This window comes from Nocardia sp. NBC_00403, from assembly GCF_036046055.1.
In the GTDB taxonomy this organism is placed as follows: domain Bacteria; phylum Actinomycetota; class Actinomycetes; order Mycobacteriales; family Mycobacteriaceae; genus Nocardia.
Genome location: NZ_CP107939.1, coordinates 2423450 through 2443294 on the forward strand (window position 1 = coordinate 2423450; position 19845 = coordinate 2443294).

The 19845-nt window shown below is 65.1% G+C and carries 22 protein-coding genes and 1 pseudogene; 15 read left to right on the plus strand and 8 right to left on the minus strand.

All coding sequences use genetic code 11. The annotated features are described in order from the left end of the window. The first annotated feature begins 656 nt into the window (after nucleotides 1-656). The 5 genes and pseudogenes from OHQ90_RS10535 (at nucleotide 657) to OHQ90_RS10555 (ending at nucleotide 3084) form a co-directional block, all read left to right on the plus strand. Complete coding sequence (locus tag OHQ90_RS10535) at nucleotides 657-782, plus strand: hypothetical protein (RefSeq protein ID WP_328409541.1); 126 nt, start codon at nucleotides 657-659, stop codon at nucleotides 780-782. A gap of 16 nt (nucleotides 783-798) precedes the next feature. Beyond that, nucleotides 799-1581: an SEC-C domain-containing protein gene (locus OHQ90_RS10540; RefSeq protein WP_328409543.1), complete on the plus strand. Its 783-nt coding sequence runs from the start codon at nucleotides 799-801 to the stop codon at nucleotides 1579-1581. Nucleotides 1582-1881: 300 nt separating this feature from the next. Beyond that, nucleotides 1882-2007 (plus strand): annotated as a pseudogene (locus OHQ90_RS10545) (exodeoxyribonuclease III); the annotation flags it as partial. 58 nt (nucleotides 2008-2065) lie between these two features. Beyond that, entirely contained in the window at nucleotides 2066-2578 is a 513-nt protein-coding gene (locus OHQ90_RS10550; RefSeq protein WP_328409545.1) for a ribonuclease domain-containing protein, read from the plus strand. Continuing rightward, nucleotides 2578-3084 carry a barstar family protein gene (locus OHQ90_RS10555; RefSeq protein WP_328409547.1) on the plus strand — a complete coding sequence of 169 codons (507 nt, stop codon included), beginning with the start codon at nucleotides 2578-2580 and terminating at the stop codon, nucleotides 3082-3084. The genes OHQ90_RS10550 and OHQ90_RS10555 overlap by 1 nt, the downstream gene beginning before the upstream one ends. 65 nt (nucleotides 3085-3149) lie before the next feature. Here OHQ90_RS10555 and OHQ90_RS10560 read toward each other — a convergent pair whose 3' ends face one another. Then, a complete protein-coding gene (locus tag OHQ90_RS10560) occupies nucleotides 3150-3779 on the minus strand; it encodes a TetR/AcrR family transcriptional regulator (protein WP_328409549.1) in 630 nt (209 codons plus the stop codon). 107 nt (nucleotides 3780-3886) lie between these two features. On the opposite strand from OHQ90_RS10560, the gene OHQ90_RS10565 reads away from it, so the two are divergent. From OHQ90_RS10565 to yhjD, 3 genes are all read left to right on the plus strand, one after another. Further along, complete coding sequence (locus OHQ90_RS10565; protein ID WP_328409550.1) at nucleotides 3887-4855, plus strand: oxygenase MpaB family protein; 969 nt, start codon at nucleotides 3887-3889, stop codon at nucleotides 4853-4855. A 21-nt stretch (nucleotides 4856-4876) separates the two neighbouring features. Then, on the plus strand, nucleotides 4877-5911 hold the full coding sequence (trpS, locus tag OHQ90_RS10570; RefSeq protein ID WP_328409551.1) for a tryptophan--tRNA ligase: 1035 nt from the start codon (nucleotides 4877-4879) through the stop codon (nucleotides 5909-5911). 80 nt (nucleotides 5912-5991) lie between these two features. Then, complete coding sequence (gene yhjD / locus OHQ90_RS10575) at nucleotides 5992-7026, plus strand: inner membrane protein YhjD (protein WP_328412758.1); 1035 nt, start codon at nucleotides 5992-5994, stop codon at nucleotides 7024-7026. A 164-nt stretch (nucleotides 7027-7190) separates the two neighbouring features. On the opposite strand, the gene OHQ90_RS10580 is transcribed toward yhjD, so the two are convergent. Genes OHQ90_RS10580 through OHQ90_RS10595 form a run of 4 tightly spaced genes read right to left on the minus strand, consistent with a single transcriptional unit; the run spans nucleotide 7191 to nucleotide 10283 of the window. After that, nucleotides 7191-7901, minus strand: a complete 711-nt coding sequence (locus tag OHQ90_RS10580) for an ESX secretion-associated protein EspG (protein WP_328409552.1) — start codon at nucleotides 7899-7901, stop codon at nucleotides 7191-7193. After that, nucleotides 7898-9277, minus strand: coding sequence for a hypothetical protein (locus OHQ90_RS10585; protein WP_328409553.1), 1380 nt, complete (start codon nucleotides 9275-9277; stop codon nucleotides 7898-7900). Before OHQ90_RS10585 ends, OHQ90_RS10580 begins: the two co-directional genes overlap by 4 nt. 2 nt (nucleotides 9278-9279) lie before the next feature. Continuing rightward, entirely contained in the window at nucleotides 9280-9912 is a 633-nt protein-coding gene (locus OHQ90_RS10590) for a DUF3558 domain-containing protein (RefSeq protein ID WP_328409555.1), read from the minus strand. Beyond that, nucleotides 9909-10283: a hypothetical protein gene (locus tag OHQ90_RS10595; protein ID WP_328409556.1), complete on the minus strand. Its 375-nt coding sequence runs from the start codon at nucleotides 10281-10283 to the stop codon at nucleotides 9909-9911. The genes OHQ90_RS10590 and OHQ90_RS10595 overlap by 4 nt, the downstream gene beginning before the upstream one ends. 357 nt (nucleotides 10284-10640) lie before the next feature. On the opposite strand from OHQ90_RS10595, the gene OHQ90_RS10600 reads away from it, so the two are divergent. The 4 genes from OHQ90_RS10600 (at nucleotide 10641) to OHQ90_RS10615 (ending at nucleotide 12473) form a co-directional block, all read left to right on the plus strand. After that, nucleotides 10641-11519 (plus strand): helix-turn-helix domain-containing protein, encoded by an 879-nt coding sequence (locus tag OHQ90_RS10600; RefSeq protein ID WP_328409558.1) that lies wholly within the window; start codon nucleotides 10641-10643, stop codon nucleotides 11517-11519. Continuing rightward, a complete protein-coding gene (locus tag OHQ90_RS10605; RefSeq protein WP_328409560.1) occupies nucleotides 11516-11719 on the plus strand; it encodes a DUF397 domain-containing protein in 204 nt (67 codons plus the stop codon). Before OHQ90_RS10600 ends, OHQ90_RS10605 begins: the two co-directional genes overlap by 4 nt. A gap of 293 nt (nucleotides 11720-12012) precedes the next feature. Beyond that, nucleotides 12013-12267, plus strand: a complete 255-nt coding sequence (locus tag OHQ90_RS10610; RefSeq protein ID WP_328409561.1) for a hypothetical protein — start codon at nucleotides 12013-12015, stop codon at nucleotides 12265-12267. 8 nt (nucleotides 12268-12275) lie between these two features. Further along, nucleotides 12276-12473 carry a hypothetical protein gene (locus OHQ90_RS10615; protein WP_328409563.1) on the plus strand — a complete coding sequence of 66 codons (198 nt, stop codon included), beginning with the start codon at nucleotides 12276-12278 and terminating at the stop codon, nucleotides 12471-12473. Between the two features lie 1384 nt (nucleotides 12474-13857). Here OHQ90_RS10615 and OHQ90_RS10620 read toward each other — a convergent pair. Continuing rightward, complete coding sequence (locus OHQ90_RS10620) at nucleotides 13858-15156, minus strand: D-alanyl-D-alanine carboxypeptidase family protein (RefSeq protein ID WP_328409564.1); 1299 nt, start codon at nucleotides 15154-15156, stop codon at nucleotides 13858-13860. 153 nt (nucleotides 15157-15309) lie between these two features. On the opposite strand from OHQ90_RS10620, the gene OHQ90_RS10625 reads away from it, so the two are divergent. Together OHQ90_RS10625 and OHQ90_RS10630 are read left to right on the plus strand one after the other, a co-directional pair. After that, nucleotides 15310-16851: an MFS transporter gene (locus OHQ90_RS10625; protein WP_328409566.1), complete on the plus strand. Its 1542-nt coding sequence runs from the start codon at nucleotides 15310-15312 to the stop codon at nucleotides 16849-16851. Next, the gene (locus tag OHQ90_RS10630) at nucleotides 16841-17464 is read left to right on the plus strand and encodes an acyl-CoA-like ligand-binding transcription factor (RefSeq protein WP_328409568.1); all 624 of its coding nucleotides are present in this window, start codon (nucleotides 16841-16843) and stop codon (nucleotides 17462-17464) included. The genes OHQ90_RS10625 and OHQ90_RS10630 overlap by 11 nt, the downstream gene beginning before the upstream one ends. A 15-nt stretch (nucleotides 17465-17479) precedes the next feature. Here the strand turns inward: OHQ90_RS10630 and OHQ90_RS10635 are convergent, their stop codons facing one another. Next, nucleotides 17480-18157 (minus strand): ester cyclase, encoded by a 678-nt coding sequence (locus OHQ90_RS10635; RefSeq protein ID WP_328409570.1) that lies wholly within the window; start codon nucleotides 18155-18157, stop codon nucleotides 17480-17482. Between the two features lie 231 nt (nucleotides 18158-18388). Beyond that, on the minus strand, nucleotides 18389-19276 hold the full coding sequence (locus OHQ90_RS10640) for a phenylalanine 4-monooxygenase (protein WP_328409572.1): 888 nt from the start codon (nucleotides 19274-19276) through the stop codon (nucleotides 18389-18391). A gap of 260 nt (nucleotides 19277-19536) precedes the next feature. Here OHQ90_RS10640 and OHQ90_RS10645 point away from each other — a divergent pair, with 260 nt between their 5' ends. Next, nucleotides 19537-19743 carry a type II toxin-antitoxin system VapB family antitoxin gene (locus OHQ90_RS10645; protein ID WP_328409574.1) on the plus strand — a complete coding sequence of 69 codons (207 nt, stop codon included), beginning with the start codon at nucleotides 19537-19539 and terminating at the stop codon, nucleotides 19741-19743. The last annotated feature ends 102 nt before the right edge of the window (nucleotides 19744-19845 follow it).

Consider the following 19845-nt stretch of genomic DNA (forward strand, 5'->3'; position numbering starts at 1 on the left):
TCACCCCCAGGTCTTTGCCGTCGCACTTCCGACGGACTTCGGCGAGGGTTGAAATCTGTTCTGTTCTACATGGTTTGACGCCGAAGGAGCCGAATCGGTTCCATCAATCTCAAACTTCTTTTGTGGCTTTTCCCTAACGTCTGGGCGTTCCTGCGCCCAGACTCCAAGCGAGAAGTTCTGGGTGGTTCAGGAGGTTAGTACTCCAGCCCGACTTCGTGATCGATGGTGTTGGTCGGCTGGCTGGCGGTGGGGCGGTGACAGCGTGATCATGTTGTGTTCGTGAGTGGCACAACGGAATTGGTGATGGGGCATGGTGATTGTGTGGATACTGCCCGGTGGCGGGAGGGGTTCGGGGACCTGTCCGTGCGTGTGGGGGCGCGGTTCGGGTGGGTCGAGACCCGCAGCGCGGAAAATGCTGTTGGGCTTGGATAAGCATCGGCCCTGATGGTCACGACGCCCCTCTGCGCCGCGAACACCGCCTCGGATCGGATCCCTTCCACCCGCAACGAGATCCGGCACCTATTCGCGACTCTCGTGTTGGACCGCGCCCACGCTGTCATCGACCGGTGGCACTGGTCGATCTGGCGGCGGCGTCACCAGCATCGCGCCGGGATCAGCCACTACCGTCGCCGATCCGCGGCTATTACAGTGCCCGGGTGACCACCCGATCCGATGCGGCACTCGCCGCGGAAATCGAAGCCGACCTCGACCATTACCCCGACCAGCGCGGTGAGATCCTGCTCGAGGCCGCCTTCCACTGGCATCGAGCAGGGAAACCATGATCGCGCTGTCGAACTATTGACCCGGGCCATCGCACTCGGCGGCGAGGACGGCGCCCACGCCCGCGTGACGCTGGCCGAGGTGTTGTTCGACCTCGACCGCGCCGATGACGCCTGGACCCAACTCGATGGGTTGCGGCGCGACCGGATCGATTCCGCTGCCCCTTATCACCTGGCCGGCGAACTGATGGAAGAACGCGGCGACCACCGGCAGGCACTGACCTGGTTCAACATCGCCGTGTCCAGGCTCACCGACCAGGAAATGGCTGAACTCGACACCGAATTGGGATTCCTGTCCTACGCCAACAACGTCCTGGCCGGCCGGTTACGGGTCCGCAACGGCTTGGGCCTGCCCGCCGACGAACTCGACGACTCGGTCCAAGCCATCGCCGACCGCGCCGACGAACTCGCCCGCACCCTCACACCACCCGCACATCCCCGACAGATGCGAATTCTGTTCTGGCCCCGCAGCGAAATCCCGCGCGCGCATCAGACCTGGCCGCAACTGGCCGAAACCCTCGATGCCGACACCTTCGCCGCCGACCGGGAGAAAGCCAACCGCGAACTGGCCGAGGGCGGGATCTCCCACATCACCATGGTGCCGCTCACCGTCGGCAAACTCATCGACTACACCGCCCGCACCGGCAGCGACCCCACCGACTCCGACACCCGCCTGGCCTGCATCAACGAAATCGTCGACGAAGGCAAAGCGATCACCTGGCCACCCGCCCGCAACGCGTCGTGCTGGTGCGGATCAACCACCAAATACAAGAAATGCTGTGGACGCCCAACCCCTAGCTGACCAACCTAACCACCCGATCCAGCCAAGATCACGAAATCGGGCTGGAGTACTAGCTCGGGCCGGTCGAATGGTGAGTACTTGGTGGCGGACACGTCCAGGTCGGTTGCTGCCCCTGCCTCTGTCCATCCGCGAGCTTGCGCGGTGTTGCGTCCGTGCTCCAACTGCCGGGCGGGTGACGTAGATTCGTCAGTCATGACGGATAGCCGCGCCACCAGCAAGGCGCGTAACGGGGTCTGTGTCTCGGTTCCTTCCCTGTTCAAGGGTGATTCTATGGATTGTAGAACCGATTTGATCCGGTGCCGCATCGACTATCAACTCGCCCGCGGCGACCTGGCAGCCCGAGCCGAGCAAGCCGTCGTCGAGCGCGCCGCCGCCTACGATCAGCGCTGGTCGGACCACGTCCCGGTCACGGTGCAGTACCGATGAACGACCGGAATATGTGCCCCCACACCCTTGCCATCGGTACGGTCGGTAGGTGGTTGCGATGATCGCAGGAAAGCGTGGCACGTACACGGTGCTCGGCGTCCTGGCCGTACTGATCGCGGTCGTCGGACTCATCGCGCTCAATCGTGGCGGCGACGGCGGCTCGGTCCTCGGCTCGGCGACCTCGAGCGCCCGCAGTGCGCCTACGACGCAGGCCAAACCACCTGCCGCGGGCGGTACCACGAGACCGCTACTCGCGGGCACCACCGCACCGGCCGCGTCCCGCGCCCCCGGTGTGCCGGACCGCGCGTACGCGACCCTGGCCGAGATCGACGCGGGCCGCTGGCCGGACTCCGCGAACGCACCCGGCACCAAGGGCGGTGATCGGTGGATGAATCGTGCGGGCACCCTGGCCGCCAGGGATTCCGCCGGCAAGCCGATCACCTATCAGGAATGGGATGTGAATCCCAAGCAACGCAACCGATCCCGGGATGCCGAACGGATCGTCACCGGTAGCGACGGCTCCGCTTGGTACACCGGTGACCACTACGAGACCTTCGCGAGGATGCGCTGATGGCCGAGCCGATCCCGTTGTCGCAGTTCCTCGCCCGTCCCGGCGACGTCGAATCCGGTCCCGCCGCCGGTCCGGTCGCCGCGCCCGCACTCGGCGCGCTCGCCATCGACGCCGCGGAGCTGAGCGCACTGCGCTATCGCGCCCCCTCCGGCTATGTGGTGCGCGAACTGCGCGGACCGAAGATGCACACCACCATGGGTGTTTTCGATGAGTTCGCCGCCGCGTTCCAATTCCCCTACTACTTCGGCGAGAACAAGGACGCCTTCGACGAATGCCTGCGCGACCTGGATGATTTCGTCGGCGAGGCAGCCGGATACGTTGCTGTGATTCGGAATTCGTCCTCGATACTCATCGAGCAGCCGGACGAGCGTGAGTGGTTTGCCGAGGCCCTCGACGACTGCGCCGGTTACTGGTCGAGGAGGGACATCGTCTTCCGTGTCGTTCTCCAAGGCGAACCGATGCTTCCGCAGGCCGTTGTGCTGCGCTCCGATATCGCGACGCTCTGACATGTCGACGCCTCGGCACCGGCCCCGTCCCACTCGGTGACTTCGATGCGGGGACCGCGCCCCGGTCAGGTCAGTCGGCGCGCGAGATCCTCGCCGAGCAGCACGAAGACATCGGTCGTGTGCTCGATGAGTTCGTCGCGTGTCAGCGGCAGATCATTCTGTAGCCAGGCGGTCAGGGTCTGGACGAGCCCACCGACGAGATAGGTGGCGCGGAAGTCGATCGAGGGGTCCGGCGGGTCGGCGACACCGTAGAAATCGATGCCCTCCGCGGCCACGAGCCGGGCGAAAACGCGCACCGTCTGATTCGTGCGTGCGCGCAGTTCCGGCGTCGCCATGCCCGCGATCAGCGCGACCTTTGCCTTGCGCGGGTCGTCGGTGAGCAGGTGGATGCCCGCGGTGATCGCGGCGTGCGCCTTGGCACGCGTGTCGTCCGGCGCGGCGTGCAATGCCGCGACGATCGCGCCCGCCAATTCTTCGGCGATCCCGTCGACCAGCGCGCTCAGCACCGCGTCACGGCTGTCGAAGCTCTCGTAGTAGTACCGCTCGTTGAGCCCGGCCTGCGCACACAGTCCGGAGACGGTCAGCTTGGCGAGGCCATCGGTGCCGATGATCTCCAGCGCGGCGTCCAACAGCGCCGCGCGCCGTTGCGCGCGCCGCTCGTCTGCGGAGATTCCGCCGTAGGTCCGCTGTGCCACTGCTCGATTCTGACAGTGCCGGATCGCCCGCGCTGCAACGCGCCGGTATGGGATTGGTGTGGTCACAATTCTGGCATGACCCATTGCCAGAATTGAGATTCTGGTGGATGCTGTTGCCAGATGCGCTCGACGAGGAGGCAGCAATGTCCGCACCCGGTTATTTCGCCGACAATTCCATGGCACGGCGGGTCATGAGCAAGCGAGCGGTCGGGCTCACCTATGGGCAGCGTGCCCTGGTGATCGGGGCCGTGCACCCGCTGCTCTATGTCGGGACCTCCGAGAACACCGAGCATCGGATGACGCCCTACACCCGGCTCGCACTCACCGGCAAGCTGTTCGAGGCGGTGTTCCTCGGTAGCAGGGACGAGGCCGATCGGGCGCTGGCGTTCACCCGCAAGAAGCACGCCAAGGTGCGCGGGGCGCTGCCCGAAGACGCGGGTTCGCACCATCCGGCGGGCACCGGCTACTCCGCGTCCGATCCCCACCTGATGTTCATGACCATGGCGTTCGCCTTCGATTCCGCCGAGGTCATGTACGACCTGCTGGTCCGGCCGCTGACCGATGGCGAACGCGAAGCGCTGTACCAGGACTACGTGCGCTGGGCGGAACTGTTCGGCATGCCGCGCGAGGCAGCGCCGGGCAGCTACCCGATGTTCCGCAAGTATTTCGACGCCTACCTCCGCTCCGACGAGCTGTTCCTCACCGACGAGGGAAGACTGGTCGGCTCCTACCTGGCCGGGCAGCGAGTGCCCTATCCGCAGCGAATGCCGTTACAGCAGGTCACCTCCGCGTTCTTCCTGCTGGTGCAGGGCAGCCTGCCTGCGCGCATCCGCGATATGTACGGCATGCGGTGGGGGATCGCCGAGCAGGTCGCCTACGGCGCGCTCGCCACGGCCGTCCGCACGGCGCACATTGCTCCACCGTTGGTGCCGCCGGTGCTGCGCGGCACGTTGGCCGGTCCGAGTGCGCCGGTCTACCGGCTGGTGTCTCGGCGCGAACACGAACTGGCGCGTACCGGACGCCCGAGCATGCCCGGCGTCGACCCGCGCAACTGGGCGGCGCGAAATTCCGCTTGAGCGCCGTGCGAAGATCGACGCATGTCCAGTCCTGCTCAGACGACCCCGGCCGCTGAACGTAAACAGCGGGTGCTGTCCGGGATCCAGCCGACCAGCTCGTCCTTCCATCTCGGCAACTACCTTGGGGCGCTGCAGTACTGGGTGACCATGCAGGACGACTACGACGCGCTGTACTTCATCCCGGACCTGCACGCCATCACCGTGCCGCAGGATCCCAAGGAACTGCGCGCACGGACGCGGGGCGCGGCAGCGCAGCTGCTGGCACTCGGCATCGACCCCAAGCGCTCCACCCTGTTCGTGCAGAGTCAGGTGCCAGAGCATGTCGAGCTGGCCTGGGTGCTCAGCTGCATCACCGGCTTCGGTGAGGCGAGCCGGATGACCCAGTTCAAGGACAAGTCGGTCAAACAGGGCGCGGAGAACGCGACGGTCGGGCTGTTCACCTACCCGGTGCTGATGGCCTCGGACATCCTGCTCTATCGCGCACATCAGGTGCCGGTCGGCGAGGATCAGCGCCAGCATCTGGAGCTGACCCGAAACCTGGCCCAGCGCTTCAACACTCGGTTCAAGAGGACCTTCGTGGTGCCGGAGGCGCACATCACCAAGGGCACCGCCAAGATCTACGACCTGCAGGACCCCACCGCGAAGATGAGCAAGTCGGCCTCCTCCGATGCCGGCCTGATCAATCTGCTCGATGACCCGAAGATCACCGCCAAGAAGATCCGCTCCGCGGTGACCGACACCGAGCGTGAGATCCGCTACGACCTGGAGCAGAAGCCGGGTGTCAGCAATCTGTTGGTGATCCTGAGCTCGCTGAGCGGCACGCCGATCGTCACGCTGGAACAGGACTACGCCGGTAAGGGGTACGGCGATCTGAAGTCCGACGTCGCCGACGCGCTGGTCGAATTTGTCACGCCGCTGCGAACGAAGGTGGAAGAGTACCTGTCGGATCAGGGCGAACTCGACCGCATCCTCGCCGCCGGTGCCGAGCGGGCGCGTGAGATCGCCGGCAACACCCTCGCACAGGTATATGACCGGGTGGGCCTGCTGCCCCGCTAGTTCGCGGGCGGCTTCACCACCGGCGACTGCTCGCAAGTCGGTCGAAACAACCCGGCGGGGTCTCTGTGAAGGGGCAACTGGTGCAGGCGATCGACAACATCAAGGCGTGGCTCGAGCGGCGGATCCAGCGGCGCCCCTGGCTGGACCATCTGGTCCGAGCCGGCGGGCGCTACCAGCGGCAACGGGGTGACTTCTACGCGGCGGGCATCACATATTTCACGGTGCTGTCGCTGATTCCGCTGTTGATGGTCGCCTTCGCGGTCGCGGGGTTCGTGTTGTCCAGCCACCAGGAACTGCTCACCGAATTGCAGGACAAGATCGTGGAGAACATGCCGGGCTCGCTCGGCACCCAGCTCAACGATCTGATCGAGCAGGCGGTTCGTTCCAGGGGGACCGTCGGCACGCTCGGCCTGCTCGCCGGTTTTTACACCGGACTCGGCTGGATGGCCCATCTGCGGGCGGCGCTGACCGAGCAATGGGATCAGAAGAGCCCGGACAGCAATTGGTTCCTGACCAAGCTGTCGGACCTCCGTGCGCTCGTCGGGCTCGGTCTCGCCTTCGTGGTGTCGATCGGCCTTTCCGCACTCGGCTCCAGCACGCTCGGTGCGCGGTTGCTGATCAGTCTCGGTCTTTCCCATCTGCCCGGTGCTCGGCTGTTGCTGATCCTCGCGTCGATCCTGCTCGGATTCCTGGCGTCCTGGGCGGTTTTCGCCTGGATCATCGCGCGCCTGCCACGGGAACCGGTCACGCTGAAGAGCGCGGCCAAGGCGGCGGCGCTGGGGGCCGTGGTCTTCGAGATCTTCAAGTACGTAGCATCCATCTACCTGCAAAAAGTGCTGAGCAGCCCCGCGGGCGCTGCCTTCGGTTCGATCATCGGTCTGATGGTCTTCAGTTACGTCACCTATCGGATCATCCTGTTCGCCACGGCATGGGCCGCGACCGCGTCGGATAATCTGCGGGACGCGGAGATCTCCCCGCCCGCACCCGCGGTGATCGCACCACGGATGGCAGGGCCGGGCTCATCGATGAGCACTGTCGCTGCTTCTTTCGGTGCCGGTGCCCTTGCCGCCCTCGCCCTTTCGGAACTGCGCAAGGTTTCCGGCCGCCGTCGCTGACCCGCTCTGCACGCCTTTTGGTCGTAGCGGGCGGTCAGTAGGTGCGCGGGAGATGTTTGTGCGCCGGATACGGCTGGGCGGATAGCTGTTCGGCTGGTTGGCTTGGGGTGAAGGCGGCGGATAGCTGTTGTGCGGGTAGGTATTCGGTGGATAGGTGGTCGGCACTACCGAACGGCGTGTGCCAGGCGGCTTATTTCGCGACCTATCGTGGCCTGGTCGCAGGGCACGATGTGGAATTCGTTGTACTGGCGACGGTAGAGATAACGCCCGTCGCCGTCGACATCGAACCAGTTCAGGTACTCCGGTGTGGACGGTCGCGCACCGCGCAAGTCGCGGAGGGCTTCCAGGGTTCCGGACCCGGATCGGGGGGCGCGAAGCAGGCGGCAGATGCGGTCGGCCGCGGTTTCCTTTGTGCCGGTCCAGGATTCGAGGCCCACGCGCAGAAGCTCGAGGTCTTCGGCGATGGCGCGATGGCGACCGGGCGACACGTTGCCGAGCACGGCGGTGAACACCTTGGGCACGATCGCCGAGGTGCCGACCTCGATGACGACATTGCCACCGAAATCTTTTGTGGGGCTGGGGCGTTGGACCAGTGTGACGCCGATGTCGGCGTCGATCGCGCCGTATGCCCGTATCGGACGGGTCCGGGTTCCGGTGAGCGCCAACGATGTTTCGGGATCAGTCGCCACCCGCAACACGGCCGATAGGTCCGGGTCGCCGTGCGGCGGGAGACGTCGGTCGAGTTGGCGGGTGAGCTGTTCGTGTTCGTCTTCCCACCGCGTCGACGCGATCAGGCGAAGCGGGAACGGATATCGATCCGCGCCCGTCTCCCGCCAGATATGCATGAACTCGTCGGACGTGAACTCCCACATCATTGGTAGCGGTCTTCGTTCCTCGAGCTCAGCGGCAGACTTTGCTGGGCTGCCGGCGCGTCATCGCCGATCGTCTGCGGCACCAGCCGCTGGGGTGCGCCGAGTAGTTCTTCTTCACGATTTCCGATCAGGTAGTCGGGGATTTTACGAGCCGACTCGGAGTCGTCTTGCTTTTTCCCCGCACCGGCCGACGGCATGCCGGACATGCCGGGACGCCCGGCCGCCCCCGCGCGATTGGCCGCGGAAGCCGTTGCCGCGGCTGGACTTCCAGCAGTCGGTAGGCCGCTGATGCTGCGTCCTGGGCTCGGAGTGCCGATCCCACCGGGCCCGGGTGTGCCGGGTTTGGATGGGCCGCCACCTCCGGGTGGGGGTGTGCCGGGGCCTCCGGGTGGAGACGTGCCGGGGCCGCCCGGCTGCCCCGAACCGAGCGCTCCCGCGTCGGGAACGGTCGCCGCGGCGGGCGCAGTACTGGCACTGGGGGTGGTGGGGGTCTGCGCCGATTGCTGCTCAGCGCCCGAGTTCTGGCCGGACCCGGCGGGTTCCACCGATGTCGGGGGCTCCGATGTCGGTTGATCGCCCGGGTTGCCGCCACCGCTGCCATTGCCGCCGCCATTGCCGCTGCCGGGATCGCCGCCGCCTCCACCGTCACCCGGCAGCGCGACGGGCACGAAGGTTGGGACTCCGGTCCCGGCAGGCCCATAGGACGGTTTGTAGCTGTTGTTCATAGTGTCGATCGCCGTGCGGTAAAGCGCCTCCACACCGCGTTGATAGGCAACCTCAGAGCTGTCTCCGTCACCTACCAGCCCCGCACCCACCGCGGAGATGATCACCTGCGCCGGGTCCAGCGTGGTCGCCGAGCCCGCTTGCCCCTGCGCCGCGCTCGGCGGGGGCACCGACATCTTGATGACCTCGGCGGCGTGCGCCACGCCCTTGACCCGATGCCCACAGGTGCTGATCACCTGCTGGACATCGCTGGCCTGCTGGTAGAACTTCTGCGCAGCGGCGACAGCCGCGTCGGCCATCTGTCCCTCTACACCGTCGGCCAGGGCCTTCTGGATCGCGATATGCATGCCGAGCAGTCCGCCGCTCAGCGTGTCGGCGATGCTGATCCATGTGTCGGCCTGCTGATGCATGACACCCGGACTCATCTGCGTGACGTTGCGGTAGATCTCCTCGTGCGTGTGTCCCTCGAACTGTTCCATCCGGGCGATATACGCCGGATCGGCACCGTTGTCGGAAACCGACTGCTGAGCCCCCTCCGCGCCCTGCTGTTGGGCGCGTGACCGCGAACTCGGCTGGGCGACATCAGGTTTGGCGCCTGCGCCGAACGTGCTCAGTGCCGCCGGATTATCGTTGATATTGATATACGAGCCGGTCATCGTCAGTTGTCCTTGCCGATTTCCGGCTCGATGGTGTTTGCGACGTCCTGTATGCCGGTGCAGGGGTCGGTGCCACGGGCGGCCCGGTCGGTGAGATCGACTGCGATCTGTACGAAGCCCACCTTGGTTCGCACGTCGATCTGGCAGCCGCGCCGAACTTCTGGGTCACGGACGAGCAGGGCCTCGCGGCCGTTGACGGTGGTCGGCTCGCTGTAGGTGCCTACCTTTGCGAGGTTTTCGGCCCAGGTTGCATTTCCGGAGTCCACGGCGAGGTCTCGAAGCGGTGACGAAAAATTGCAGGTCAAAAAGCTGTACTCGGCGATCAGATCTCTACCGCGCTTCCGGGAGGTTGGATCGAATCCGGCCTTCTGGATGGTCCCGTCGCTGATCCACGTGCATGGATCGAAGACGATCTTGGGACGTGCCGTGCTGGAGGTGTATTTGTTGTCCTGCGGTGGCGGCTGGAGCTTCGAATCCGTGAGCGTCGGTCGAGGTGACTGTGTGGCAGCGGATGACGTGGTGGCCTGACCTGAGTTGGCAGGGGGTGCCACGTCGTTGTCGGGTGAGCAGCTCACCGCTAGCGGGGTGACGGTCACAACTAGCAGTGCCAGCACAGAATTGCGGATTCCCGTCATGACGACTGCACCTCCGAGGCAGCGGCGTTCATCGCGCGTGCGTTCATAGCGTCGGCTTCCTCCACCAATTGACCGGCTCGCAGGTAGGCTGCCGACATCTTCAGGGCTGCCTCTTTCATGCCGTTGAGCGCTTCCGTCGTCTTTGCCGCCTTGCCTGAGAATCCAGCCTCCAACTGTTGAGCGGAGTCGAACCCTCCGAATCCTTCGTGCCGGTGCAAGCTCCTCGACACGACGATCTGCGGATCCAGGGTTGTCTCGATGAGTCGGGTGTAGACCTCGGCACACCGTCGGGCGGCGTCGGCCTCCATCCGGAAAGTTCCCCCTACGGCCTGCTGGTACAGCGCGTTCGCCGCTGACTGCCCCACTTCCATCGACCGGCCCTCCCTTGGCATTTGCCCGCTCACTTTACTGGACGCACGACATAGGCGATCGGTTCCGTTGGGACGTGGGGGTCGGTTCGACCGGGATCGGTCCTGCGGTTTTGGTGCGTGTCGCCGCTCAATGCGCCGATGCCCACTGGGACCGCGTGCGGGGATCGAGTTCGTAGCGGATCGGACCGGCGCATCAAACGGGACGGTGCAGGTGCCCAACTGCGCAGCGGATTCGCTCTGGAATGCAACTCTTCCTGGGGCTATGCCCTGATTGCATGAGAATTCGCGGTGTTGCTGCTTTGCGAGATTGCGACGTGGTCTGCTGGTGCGAGCGATGAAACCTGATGGGAGGCGGGCATGTCGGAGGATGGATCGACCCTGGCGCGGCGACAGCTGGGTAAGTATCTGCGCAGTGGGCGCGAGGAGTGCGGGCTCACGCTTCAGCAGGCGGCCGAGTTGATCGAGCGCAGTGCCAGCACGCTGCAACGTATCGAGAAGGGGACCGTGGCACATCTGCGCGAGTTGGACCTCGCGGCGCTATGCAAGATCTACGAGTTCGGGAACGACCACACGGCGGCGATGAAAGGGCTTGCGGCACAGGGTAACGAGCAAAGCTGGTGGTGTGAGTATGGTGACGTAATACCGGCCAACTTCGACTTTTTCGTCGGACTGGAAGCATCGGCGCACCGGCTGACCACCTATGAGCCTGAACTCGTTCCGGGGCTTTTGCAAACGTCTGCATACGCGAGTGTGCTCATTCGATCTGTCTATCCTGAAGACGGTGCCGAGGAACACGCACGCAGGGTGCAGTTGCGGACGCGTCGACAAGCGAGGATCACACGTAAGCATAATCCGGCAACGCTCCGCGTCATACTGCGAGAGTCGGTCCTCCGAGGGATAGTCGGCGGGCCTAGGATCATGGCGACCCAGATGAAATACCTGGCAGATATGGCAACCCGGCCCAACGTGAGCTTGCAGATCCTCCCGTTCAGCACCGGATTCCCCCTTGGTGGCGCGGTTGGCCCATTCGTTATCGTGGAGTTCGGCGCGGACAAGCAGGGGAAGATGATTGAGCCGCCGGTGGTCTTCGCCGAGAACTTCACGGGGGGTTTGTATCTTGCGAAATCAAGCGCTGTGCAGCGCTACCATGACGCCTATGAGGGCCTCCGGCGATGCACGATGGATGCTGCTGCCAGCGGGGCTCTCCTCAGGCGGATGGCGAAGGAGTATGGATGAACATCGATCTGGCCGGTGCCGACTGGTTCAAGAGCAGCCGCAGCGGAGGTGACTCAAACTGTGTCGAAGTCGCCTTCCTCTCGAACAGCCTTGTCGGCGTGCGTGATTCGAAGAACCCCTCCGGCCCGGCGCTGACGTTCACCACTGCCGAGTGGTCGGCCTTCACAAGCGCGGCAACGCGCGGCGAGTTCGATAGGTGACAGCGGTGTCCGCGCTCTGCTGAGATCGATGGCTTCGAGTCCATTGAACCCTGACCCAAGCCCAAGCCTTCGGTTGTGGCGCAACGCCATCGGCCGTGCGTCGCATACCAGCGAGCGGCGATCGGCAGCACCGCCGTGTATGTCACACTCATCTCGCGCAGGACCTCTATGAAGTTGATCTTTCGACGGACCACCTTCATACCCGAGGTTCTGCGCTTCCTCGTTGCACCACAACCACTTCCGGCCTGTCGCCAACTCAGGCCACCTGGCCGATCACCACCCAGAGAGGCTCGATGATCATCTTCGAGTTCTCCCGCCACGAGGACAATCCCGACGACCTGGGTCCGATCGGGTTCGACTTCGGCGACATGGAGGTCGTCGGCGATCTGGGCAGTGCCTCGTCCAAGGACGATGGTGTGGGCCCCATGATGATCTTTGTTTCTGTCGGGGTGTTGCTCGACGAGTTGTGCACGCTGGTCGAGCGGGGACGCGGCGGATTCGACTACACGGGAAGTTCTCGCATTTCTCGCTCAACTTCACCCTCATGAAACGGAGGATGAGTGTTCGCGCCGGCCGCGTCAAGATCGCCGACACCGACGCCGCGCAGGTCCTTGACGCTGTCTGGCAGGCCGTCAATGAGTTCGCCGCTCGAGAGCTGCCGCTGCTCGACGTGGAAGACGCCGGGCGGACTGACTTGGAGGGCTCTATGGCGGAGTTCTCACGGGCCATCCAGCGGCACGCAGAAGCCGAGTAGGACCGCAAGAACTCTTTCTACCGATACTCTGCTTTCCCATTGCACTACAACCCCTTCCGGCGTGTCGCCAGCTCGAGCCACCGAACCGACCACTACCCGGAAAGGCTCACTGAGACCCGCTGTTGTCTCTGGTAGTGGTAGGAAGAAACGCCGTTCACCATAGGATTTACTCATCCTCGCAACGACCCGCCGCCCAGCGAGTCGCTGCGACAATTGCCCTCAGGGCAGGATGAAAAGGCTCATCTGCTACCGAGCGGCTTAGTCGGTTTGACACAGCGTTCATACAAAACGTGGAGGGTAGTGATCTGCATAAGGTAGACCAGGGCTGACAGGGCTTCCCAGTTCTCGTCTCGGACGTTGAGAATCGCCGCTACTGCCACCGCCGCATGTGTAGTGAAAAAAGCGCTGCGAACTACAACGAGAAGTCGGCCATGAGGCGGCTCTCGTCGGCTGATCACGATTACAATCGGCTGTACTGCCAATGCTAACCAGAGCGCAACCCGCTGGCCGGGACCGACTCCCGCCCACTCACTGAATGGGAACATGAGTCCCAACCCGATAAGGGTGGGCGGGGCCGCTCCGAGAACGAGTCCGAACAGGCGGATCCCCCGTTCCCAATTAGTCACGCTCCGGGGCCGTTCAATGGACACTGATTACACGATCTTCCAATTAGATTTGTTGTCCCCTTCAACCGAGGCATCGCTAAAACTCGATGCCTGCGAGTCCGGCCACTTCCTGTCCGGAAAGGACCTATCGAGCTCACTAAATGCTTTTGCCTGGGGTGTCAGGAGGGGGAGGCGGACTGAACGGGGGAGGCGGGGCAGCGGGACGAGGAGGCGTCGCCAGAGGGGGCGGGCTGACCGGACGGTGTGGAGCCGAGGCCGCAGGAGAGGCTTTGGGCTTCCGTTCGAGGGGGGAATCGTCCCAGTGCTCGTCGGGGTCGTCGTAGTGGTTGTAGAACCCTTGGCCTGCCATCACTGCACCTCACGGCAACCGCTGGCCGTCGACGCGGACGGCGTTCTCTTCTCTGGAATCGGCATCAAACCCCCACTCGCGATACCTGCCGCCAATCCGGCGGACGCTACCACGCTCGCTAGCGTCGTTCGGTTTGTCAATCGTGCCGGCGCGGTGCCGCGGCACGAAAGCCTTTGTAAGCCTTACCTTGTGCGGAATCTGTTTCGCGTGTCGTTGCGGGTGGTGGCTGGTTGACGTCGTCGGAACTGCGCAAGGTGCCCGGCCGCCGTCGCTGGCCCGCATCGCAGCAGATCGCTGAATCGATGGAACCAAGATCGTTGTTCGTGCGTCGAAACCAACGAACAAGAAAATTCCCGATCTGATCCGCTGCTACTGGTGCCCAGAGGGGTGGCACCAGTAGCCGCAATGGTCAGAATCGCGACCTGTTCCTGCGGCGGGCGCCGAGGAGCAGGGCAAGTACGACCACGATGCCACCGACCACGAGCAGTGTCCTGGTGCCCGCACGGTCGTTGTCCTCGGCACTGGCCTGTACCTCCTGATCGGTGTCCTTCGGCGGTGGGGACGCCAGCACCGCACCGGTTTTCGACGGCTTGGCGCTGCTGTCGGGGAGTTGCCCGACGTCGGCCCCCTTGGGGAGGGCGAAGCCGTAGTCGAGGAGGCGGGCGGCCTGGAGGAAGGGACGTAGCGGCTTGACGTCGGCCTTCAGCAGCGTCACCGCGAGCCTGCGGCCGTCGCGTTCGGCGGCGGCGACGAAGGTCTGCCTGGCGTCGTCGGTGAAGCCGGTCTTGCCGCCGATCGCGCCCTCGTATTCGTACAGCAGGTGGTTGTCGTTGCCGATGGGGAAGCCCGGGTGGTCCTTGTCGTCGGGGTTCTCCGGGCTCTTGGGGTAGCCAGGGAAGTCGACCTCCTCGGTGTGGATGAGCTCGGTGAACAGCGGGATCGACATGGCCTCACGGAACAGCACCGTCAGGTCGTAGGCGGAGGTACTCATCCCGGGGCCGTCGAGGCCGGATGGGCTCGCGGTGCGGGTGTCCAAGGCGTGCAAAGACTTTGCCAGTTCGTTCATCTGCGCCACCGCGCCCGCATCCCCGCCGAGCTGAGCCGCGATGGCGTGCGCGGCGTCATTGCCGGACGCCATGATCAGCGCCTGCATCAGCTGCCGGTTGGTGTAGCGGCCGCCGGGACCGATGCCGACCTTGGTGCCGTCGACGTTGGCGTCTTCCTGAGTGCCGGTGACCACCTTGTTCAGATCGAGTTTGCGCAGCGCGACCGTCGCGAGCAGCACCTTGATGGTGCTGGCCGGGCGGTAGCGGCCGTGTGGATCCTTGGCGGCGAGCACCTCGCCGGTGTCCAGATCCGAGACCAGCCAGGCCGTCGCCGAAATATCTTGTGGCACCGGCGGCGCGCCCTTGGGGATCACCACACCGCATTCGCCCATCCGCGCGCCGCCGAGCGGAGGGGAGGGCACGGGCAATGCCGACGGCGTCGGCTCGCCGGGCGAGGGCACCTCGGACTCGTCGATCGGCGCGGGCGGTCTGATCTTCTGCGGGCAGCCGTCGGTGTTCGGGGTGCTGAACGGCGCGGTCGTCGTGCTGCTCGGCGGTGTCGCGGGCGCCGGAGCCGCGGTGGCGCCCCCGGTCACGGCCGCAATGGTCAGTGCGGCGCCGAGGCACAGCGCGGTGCGGAGGTGAAAGTCCCGGATGCTCATCGGCAGAGAGCCTAATGGGCGCAGGCGGGCTCGGTTCGGCTATGACTCGCCGGACCGCGCGGAGTGTGTCAGCGCGCCGCCCCAGGTATTGACAGACACTAGTAAATGAGAGCTACTATCAAAAAGATGTAACTACCATTTAATGGAGCGTTTATGAATACGGACTCGACCCGCCGCTGGCTGGCGCTCGGTGCGCTGGCGGTCGCCATGCTGACCATCGGCCTCGACATCACGGTGCTGACCGTCGCGTTACCCACGCTGGCTGTCGACCTGAATGCGAATAACGGTGCGCTGCAATGGTTCAGCACCTCCTACACGCTGGCGCTGGCCGCGGTGATGCTGCCCGCCGGCGCGCTCGGGGATCGGTACGGCCGCAAGAAAATCCTGCTCGGGGCGCTGGTCCTCTTCGGTGCGGCCTCGCTGGCCTGCGCATTCGCCGCGACCGCCGGTCAGCTCATCGCGGCACGGGTGGTGCTCGGTGTCGCGGCGGCGGCCATGATGCCGCTGTCGTTGGCCGTGCTGCCGGTGCTGTTCCCGAACTCCGCCGAGCGGGCGCGGGCCATGAATATCTGGATCACCTCGACGGCATTGGGGTTGCCGCTCGGTCCGATCCTGGGCGGCTGGCTGATCGACAATTTCTGGTGGGGCTCGGTCTTCCTGATCAATGTCCCGATGGTCGTGCTCGGCGCGGTCGCAGTCGCGGGTCTGGTTCCGGAGTCACGCAACCCCGACCGGCTTCCGCTGGATCTGCCGGGCACGGTGTTGTCCGTGGCCGGAATGCTCGGTGTAACTTACGGATTCATTCGTCTCGGCGATGAGGGCTGGGGCAACGGGCTCGGCTGGGGCGCGCTGATCGCCGGTGTGATTGTGCTCGCGCTGTTCATCGGATGGCAGCGCAGGACGGCCTTCCCGCTGATCGATCTCGGCCTGTTCACCAGCCGTGGCTTCCGCTGGGGCGCGGTGTTCGCCGTCCTTATCACCTTCGGGATGTTCGGCCTGTTCTTCACCGTGCCGCAGTACTACCAGGCCGTGCTCGGCACCGACGCGCTCGGCAGCGGACTGCGATTGCTGCCCCTGATCGGCGGCCTGCTGGTCGGATCGCGGCTCAGTGACCGGCTGCTGCCGAAGCTCGGTGTGCGACTGATGGTGGCGGCGGGCATGGTGGTGCTCGCGCTCGGCCTCGGTCTCGGCGCGCTGACCTCGGTCGGCACCGAGTACTGGTTCACCGCCGTCTGGATCGGCCTGGTCGGTGCGGGCATGGGGCTCGGTCTGCCGGTGAGCATGGCGGTCGCGATGGACGACCTCGAGGTGGCCCGCGCGGGCATGGGCTCGGCACTGTTGCAAGCGTTGCGGCAAGCGGCGGGCACGATCGCGGTGGCGCTGCTCGGTACGGTGCTGGCCACCGTCTACCGCAGCGAACTCGGCGACCTGAACGTCGACCCGATCAGCGACAGCGTGAATTCCGGTGTTGCCGTGGCAAAGTCGACCGGCGAAGCGGCCATGCTCGAACACGTGGAGTCGGCATTCGTCAGTGGCATGGGAGCGATGCTGTGGGTGTGCGCGGCCATCAGCGCCGTCGCGGTCCCGCTGGCACTCTGGGTGCTGCCGCGTCGATCGGTCGCGGTCCCAGCCGCCGAAGCGGTGCCCTCGGCGCTCGCCGACGTCGATGCGACAGAATCGACACATGTCGGTTGAACTACCCGGTGACGGGCCCGCTGTGCCCGGACTGCGGGAGCGGAAGAAGGAACGGACCCGCCGGACGATTCGTGTCGAAGCGTTCCGGCTATTCCGTGAGCAGGGCTACGGCGAGACCACGATCGAGCAGATCGCCGCGGCGGCCGAGGTCTCGCCGAGCACCTTCTTCCGCTATTTCCCGACCAAGGATCAGTTGGTGCTCGCCGACGACCTCGATCCACTGATGATCGACGCGCTGCGAGCGCAACCGCTGGACGTTCCGCCACTGACCGCCTTCCGCAATGCGGCCGCCGGGGTGTTCGCGAATCTGCCCGAGGCGGAGGTGGCGTTCGAGCAAGAGCGGCAGGCGCTGCTCTATCACGTGCCCGAATTGCGTTCGGCCATCGGAGCCGAGTTCGAGCGCAGTATCGAGTTGATGGCGGGCATGCTGGCCGAGCGGATGGGCAGGGACCCGATGGACTTCGAGGTGCGGGTGGCGACGGGTGCGATCGCGGGCGCCGCATTGGCGATCGGGACCACATCCCCCCTCAACGCCGAGAACCTCACTCGCGCACTGGATTTCCTCGAGGCAGGGTTGCCACTCGGCAAGAATCAGCCGACCGAGCGGCCCTGACGTGCCTGCGCGGAACTAGGAGGACTTCGTCACCGGGCAGCCGTGGGCCAGGGGGCCGAGCAGCTTGTTGTTGTCATAGAAGTGCTCCAGCTCGAGGATGCGCAGATCGTCGGAGACCCTGGCGATGGTCACGCCGAACATCTCGATCTGTTCGCCGGTCGGCTGGTGGTCTTTGTAGGCGCCGTCGTAGTTGCCCCAGTGGCGCCAGCGGAAGGTGACGGCGGGCGGGCCCGCCAGTACCTCGAGGACCTCCCAGAAGAAGCCGTTCGGGAATGCGGTGTGGAACGTCTGGTGCGAGGACTCGAAGGTCTCGGCATCCACCTCGTAGTACGGGTTGTCGCCGATGAGGATGTTGTAGCTGCCGATCCTGGCGAACTCCTCGGCGTTCTGCCATGGGCCGCCGTTCACCCGGCCGCGGTAGTGCGCTGCCACCAGCGAAACCCAGGTCGCCGGATCCTTCTTGTGCGAGACCTCCATCTCGAACACCCGCACCAGGTCCTCGACGATGGCCTCCAGTGAGCCCGCCTCGTGGTTGGTGGTGCGCTCGCGCGGCACGATCTGATTGGTCAGGTGGTAGTCCGGCGGCGCGCCGCGCCAGTCTTCGGCGGGCGTCGCCGCGACCACGGCATCGCGGCCTTGGAGCCACAGTGGTGTTTCTGCCTCAGGTGTGGAATCTGTTGTATCAACGGACATTTCGGCTTCCCGCCCCTTTCGCGTGCGATCAACGCGTCGAAGGTAACAGCCGCTCGATCGGTTGTCTCGGCATGTTTCGGGGCGTGCGACGGCAATGACCCCTGGCGCGCAGCGGTGGCCAGGGACGATGTCACGGCTTGTGTAATGTCACAGTGTCATCGGTGGAAAACCGTTGGGGGTGAATGCTTTCCATGTGTCGGCGGGTTCGGGACCCACACCGACCCGCTGATTTCAACGGGAATGGGCCGCGGCTCGCAGCGGAGTGTCGTCGTCCATGGTGGCGAAGAAGCCGCCGATCACATCCTCGATCTCGGACACCGATTCGGCGCAGTACAGCACGGGCTGGTAGTGGGTGATGTCGTAGGTCGCGGTGCCCATCGCGACCACGTCGAGCGGGCGCAGATCAGCGTGGCGGAACTCTTCGATCTCGCCGTAGGACGACAGCAGTCCGGCTCCGTAGCACCGGAGTTCGCCGTGCTCGCGGACCACGCCGAACTCCATCGAGAACCAGAAGACATCGGCGAGGAACTTCAACGCGGTATCGGTGCCGAGCCGGGCGACGGCCGCGCCGACCGCCTCGTAGATCGCGGCGAAACGCGGGCTGGCGATCTGGTTGGCGTGACCGATGATCTCATGGATGGCGTCCGGCTCCGGGGTGTACAGCGGAGCCGAGTGGTGCCGAATGTACTGGGTGGAGTGGAAGGTGCGATCGGCGAAGGAGCCGAAGAACTCGCGCAGCGGCACCAGCCCTGCGGCCGGGACGTAGCGGAAGCCGGTCAGCGGGGTCAGCGCGGCGGAGACCTCGTCGAGTTGGGGGATGCGGTCCTGCGGGAGCCCGAGCCGAGCCGAGGCCTCCAGGACTTCCGCGCAGGCGTACCGCTCGTGCTTGCGGGCCAGTTCGGCCGAGACGATGCGCCACACTTCCTGTTCTTCTGCGGTGTAGTCGACCCGCGGCACCGGCTTGCCGGGTGCGTAGTCCAGCGCCTGCGCGGCGATCGCATTCCGGCGTGCCCGGTAGTCCGGGTCGTGCACGCCGGGGTGCTCATCGCTCAGGTGCACCGTTACGTCGCCCGCGCCGCTGCGGGTCACGGGCGAATACAGCTGAGCCTCGGTGAACATGCCTCCAGGCAAGCACTGCTTGGGCCCTCCGACAACAAAAGCCCATGCAGATGCGCAAATTGCCTAGCTGGAGGGCTTTGGGACGCTCTTCCCGGCGCCGATGGTGGCTTCGGGAGGTGTTTCTGATCAGTAGTGACCGGAGCCGCGATTGCTCGTGCACGCACCGGCCCTGCGGGCTGACGCGGCAGATGACTATGTGCGATTCACCGGACATGATCATCCTTTATGACGCAAGATGGCGAATGTACGAAGGAGGACGCATGAGAACCGTGCGGATCGATCTCGACCAGAAGTTGTTGGCCGCGGCCGCCTCTATCATGGGCACCTCATCCAGCAACGCCACCATCAACGAGGCCCTGCGCCGAATTGTGGTGCACGAGCGACAGCTTCATCATCTGGAGCGGCTGGCCGCGGGTGTGTTGTCCGCTCTGCCGGGACCGGAAGTCATCACTGTGGCCGACGGCTAGCCCGGGCGCGGGCGGCGGAGTTCGGTCGCCGCGAAGGAAGTAGACGTCCAGCCGGTGTGGCGGACGGTACCGGATCGATCAGGGAGTGACTGTCCCGCATCC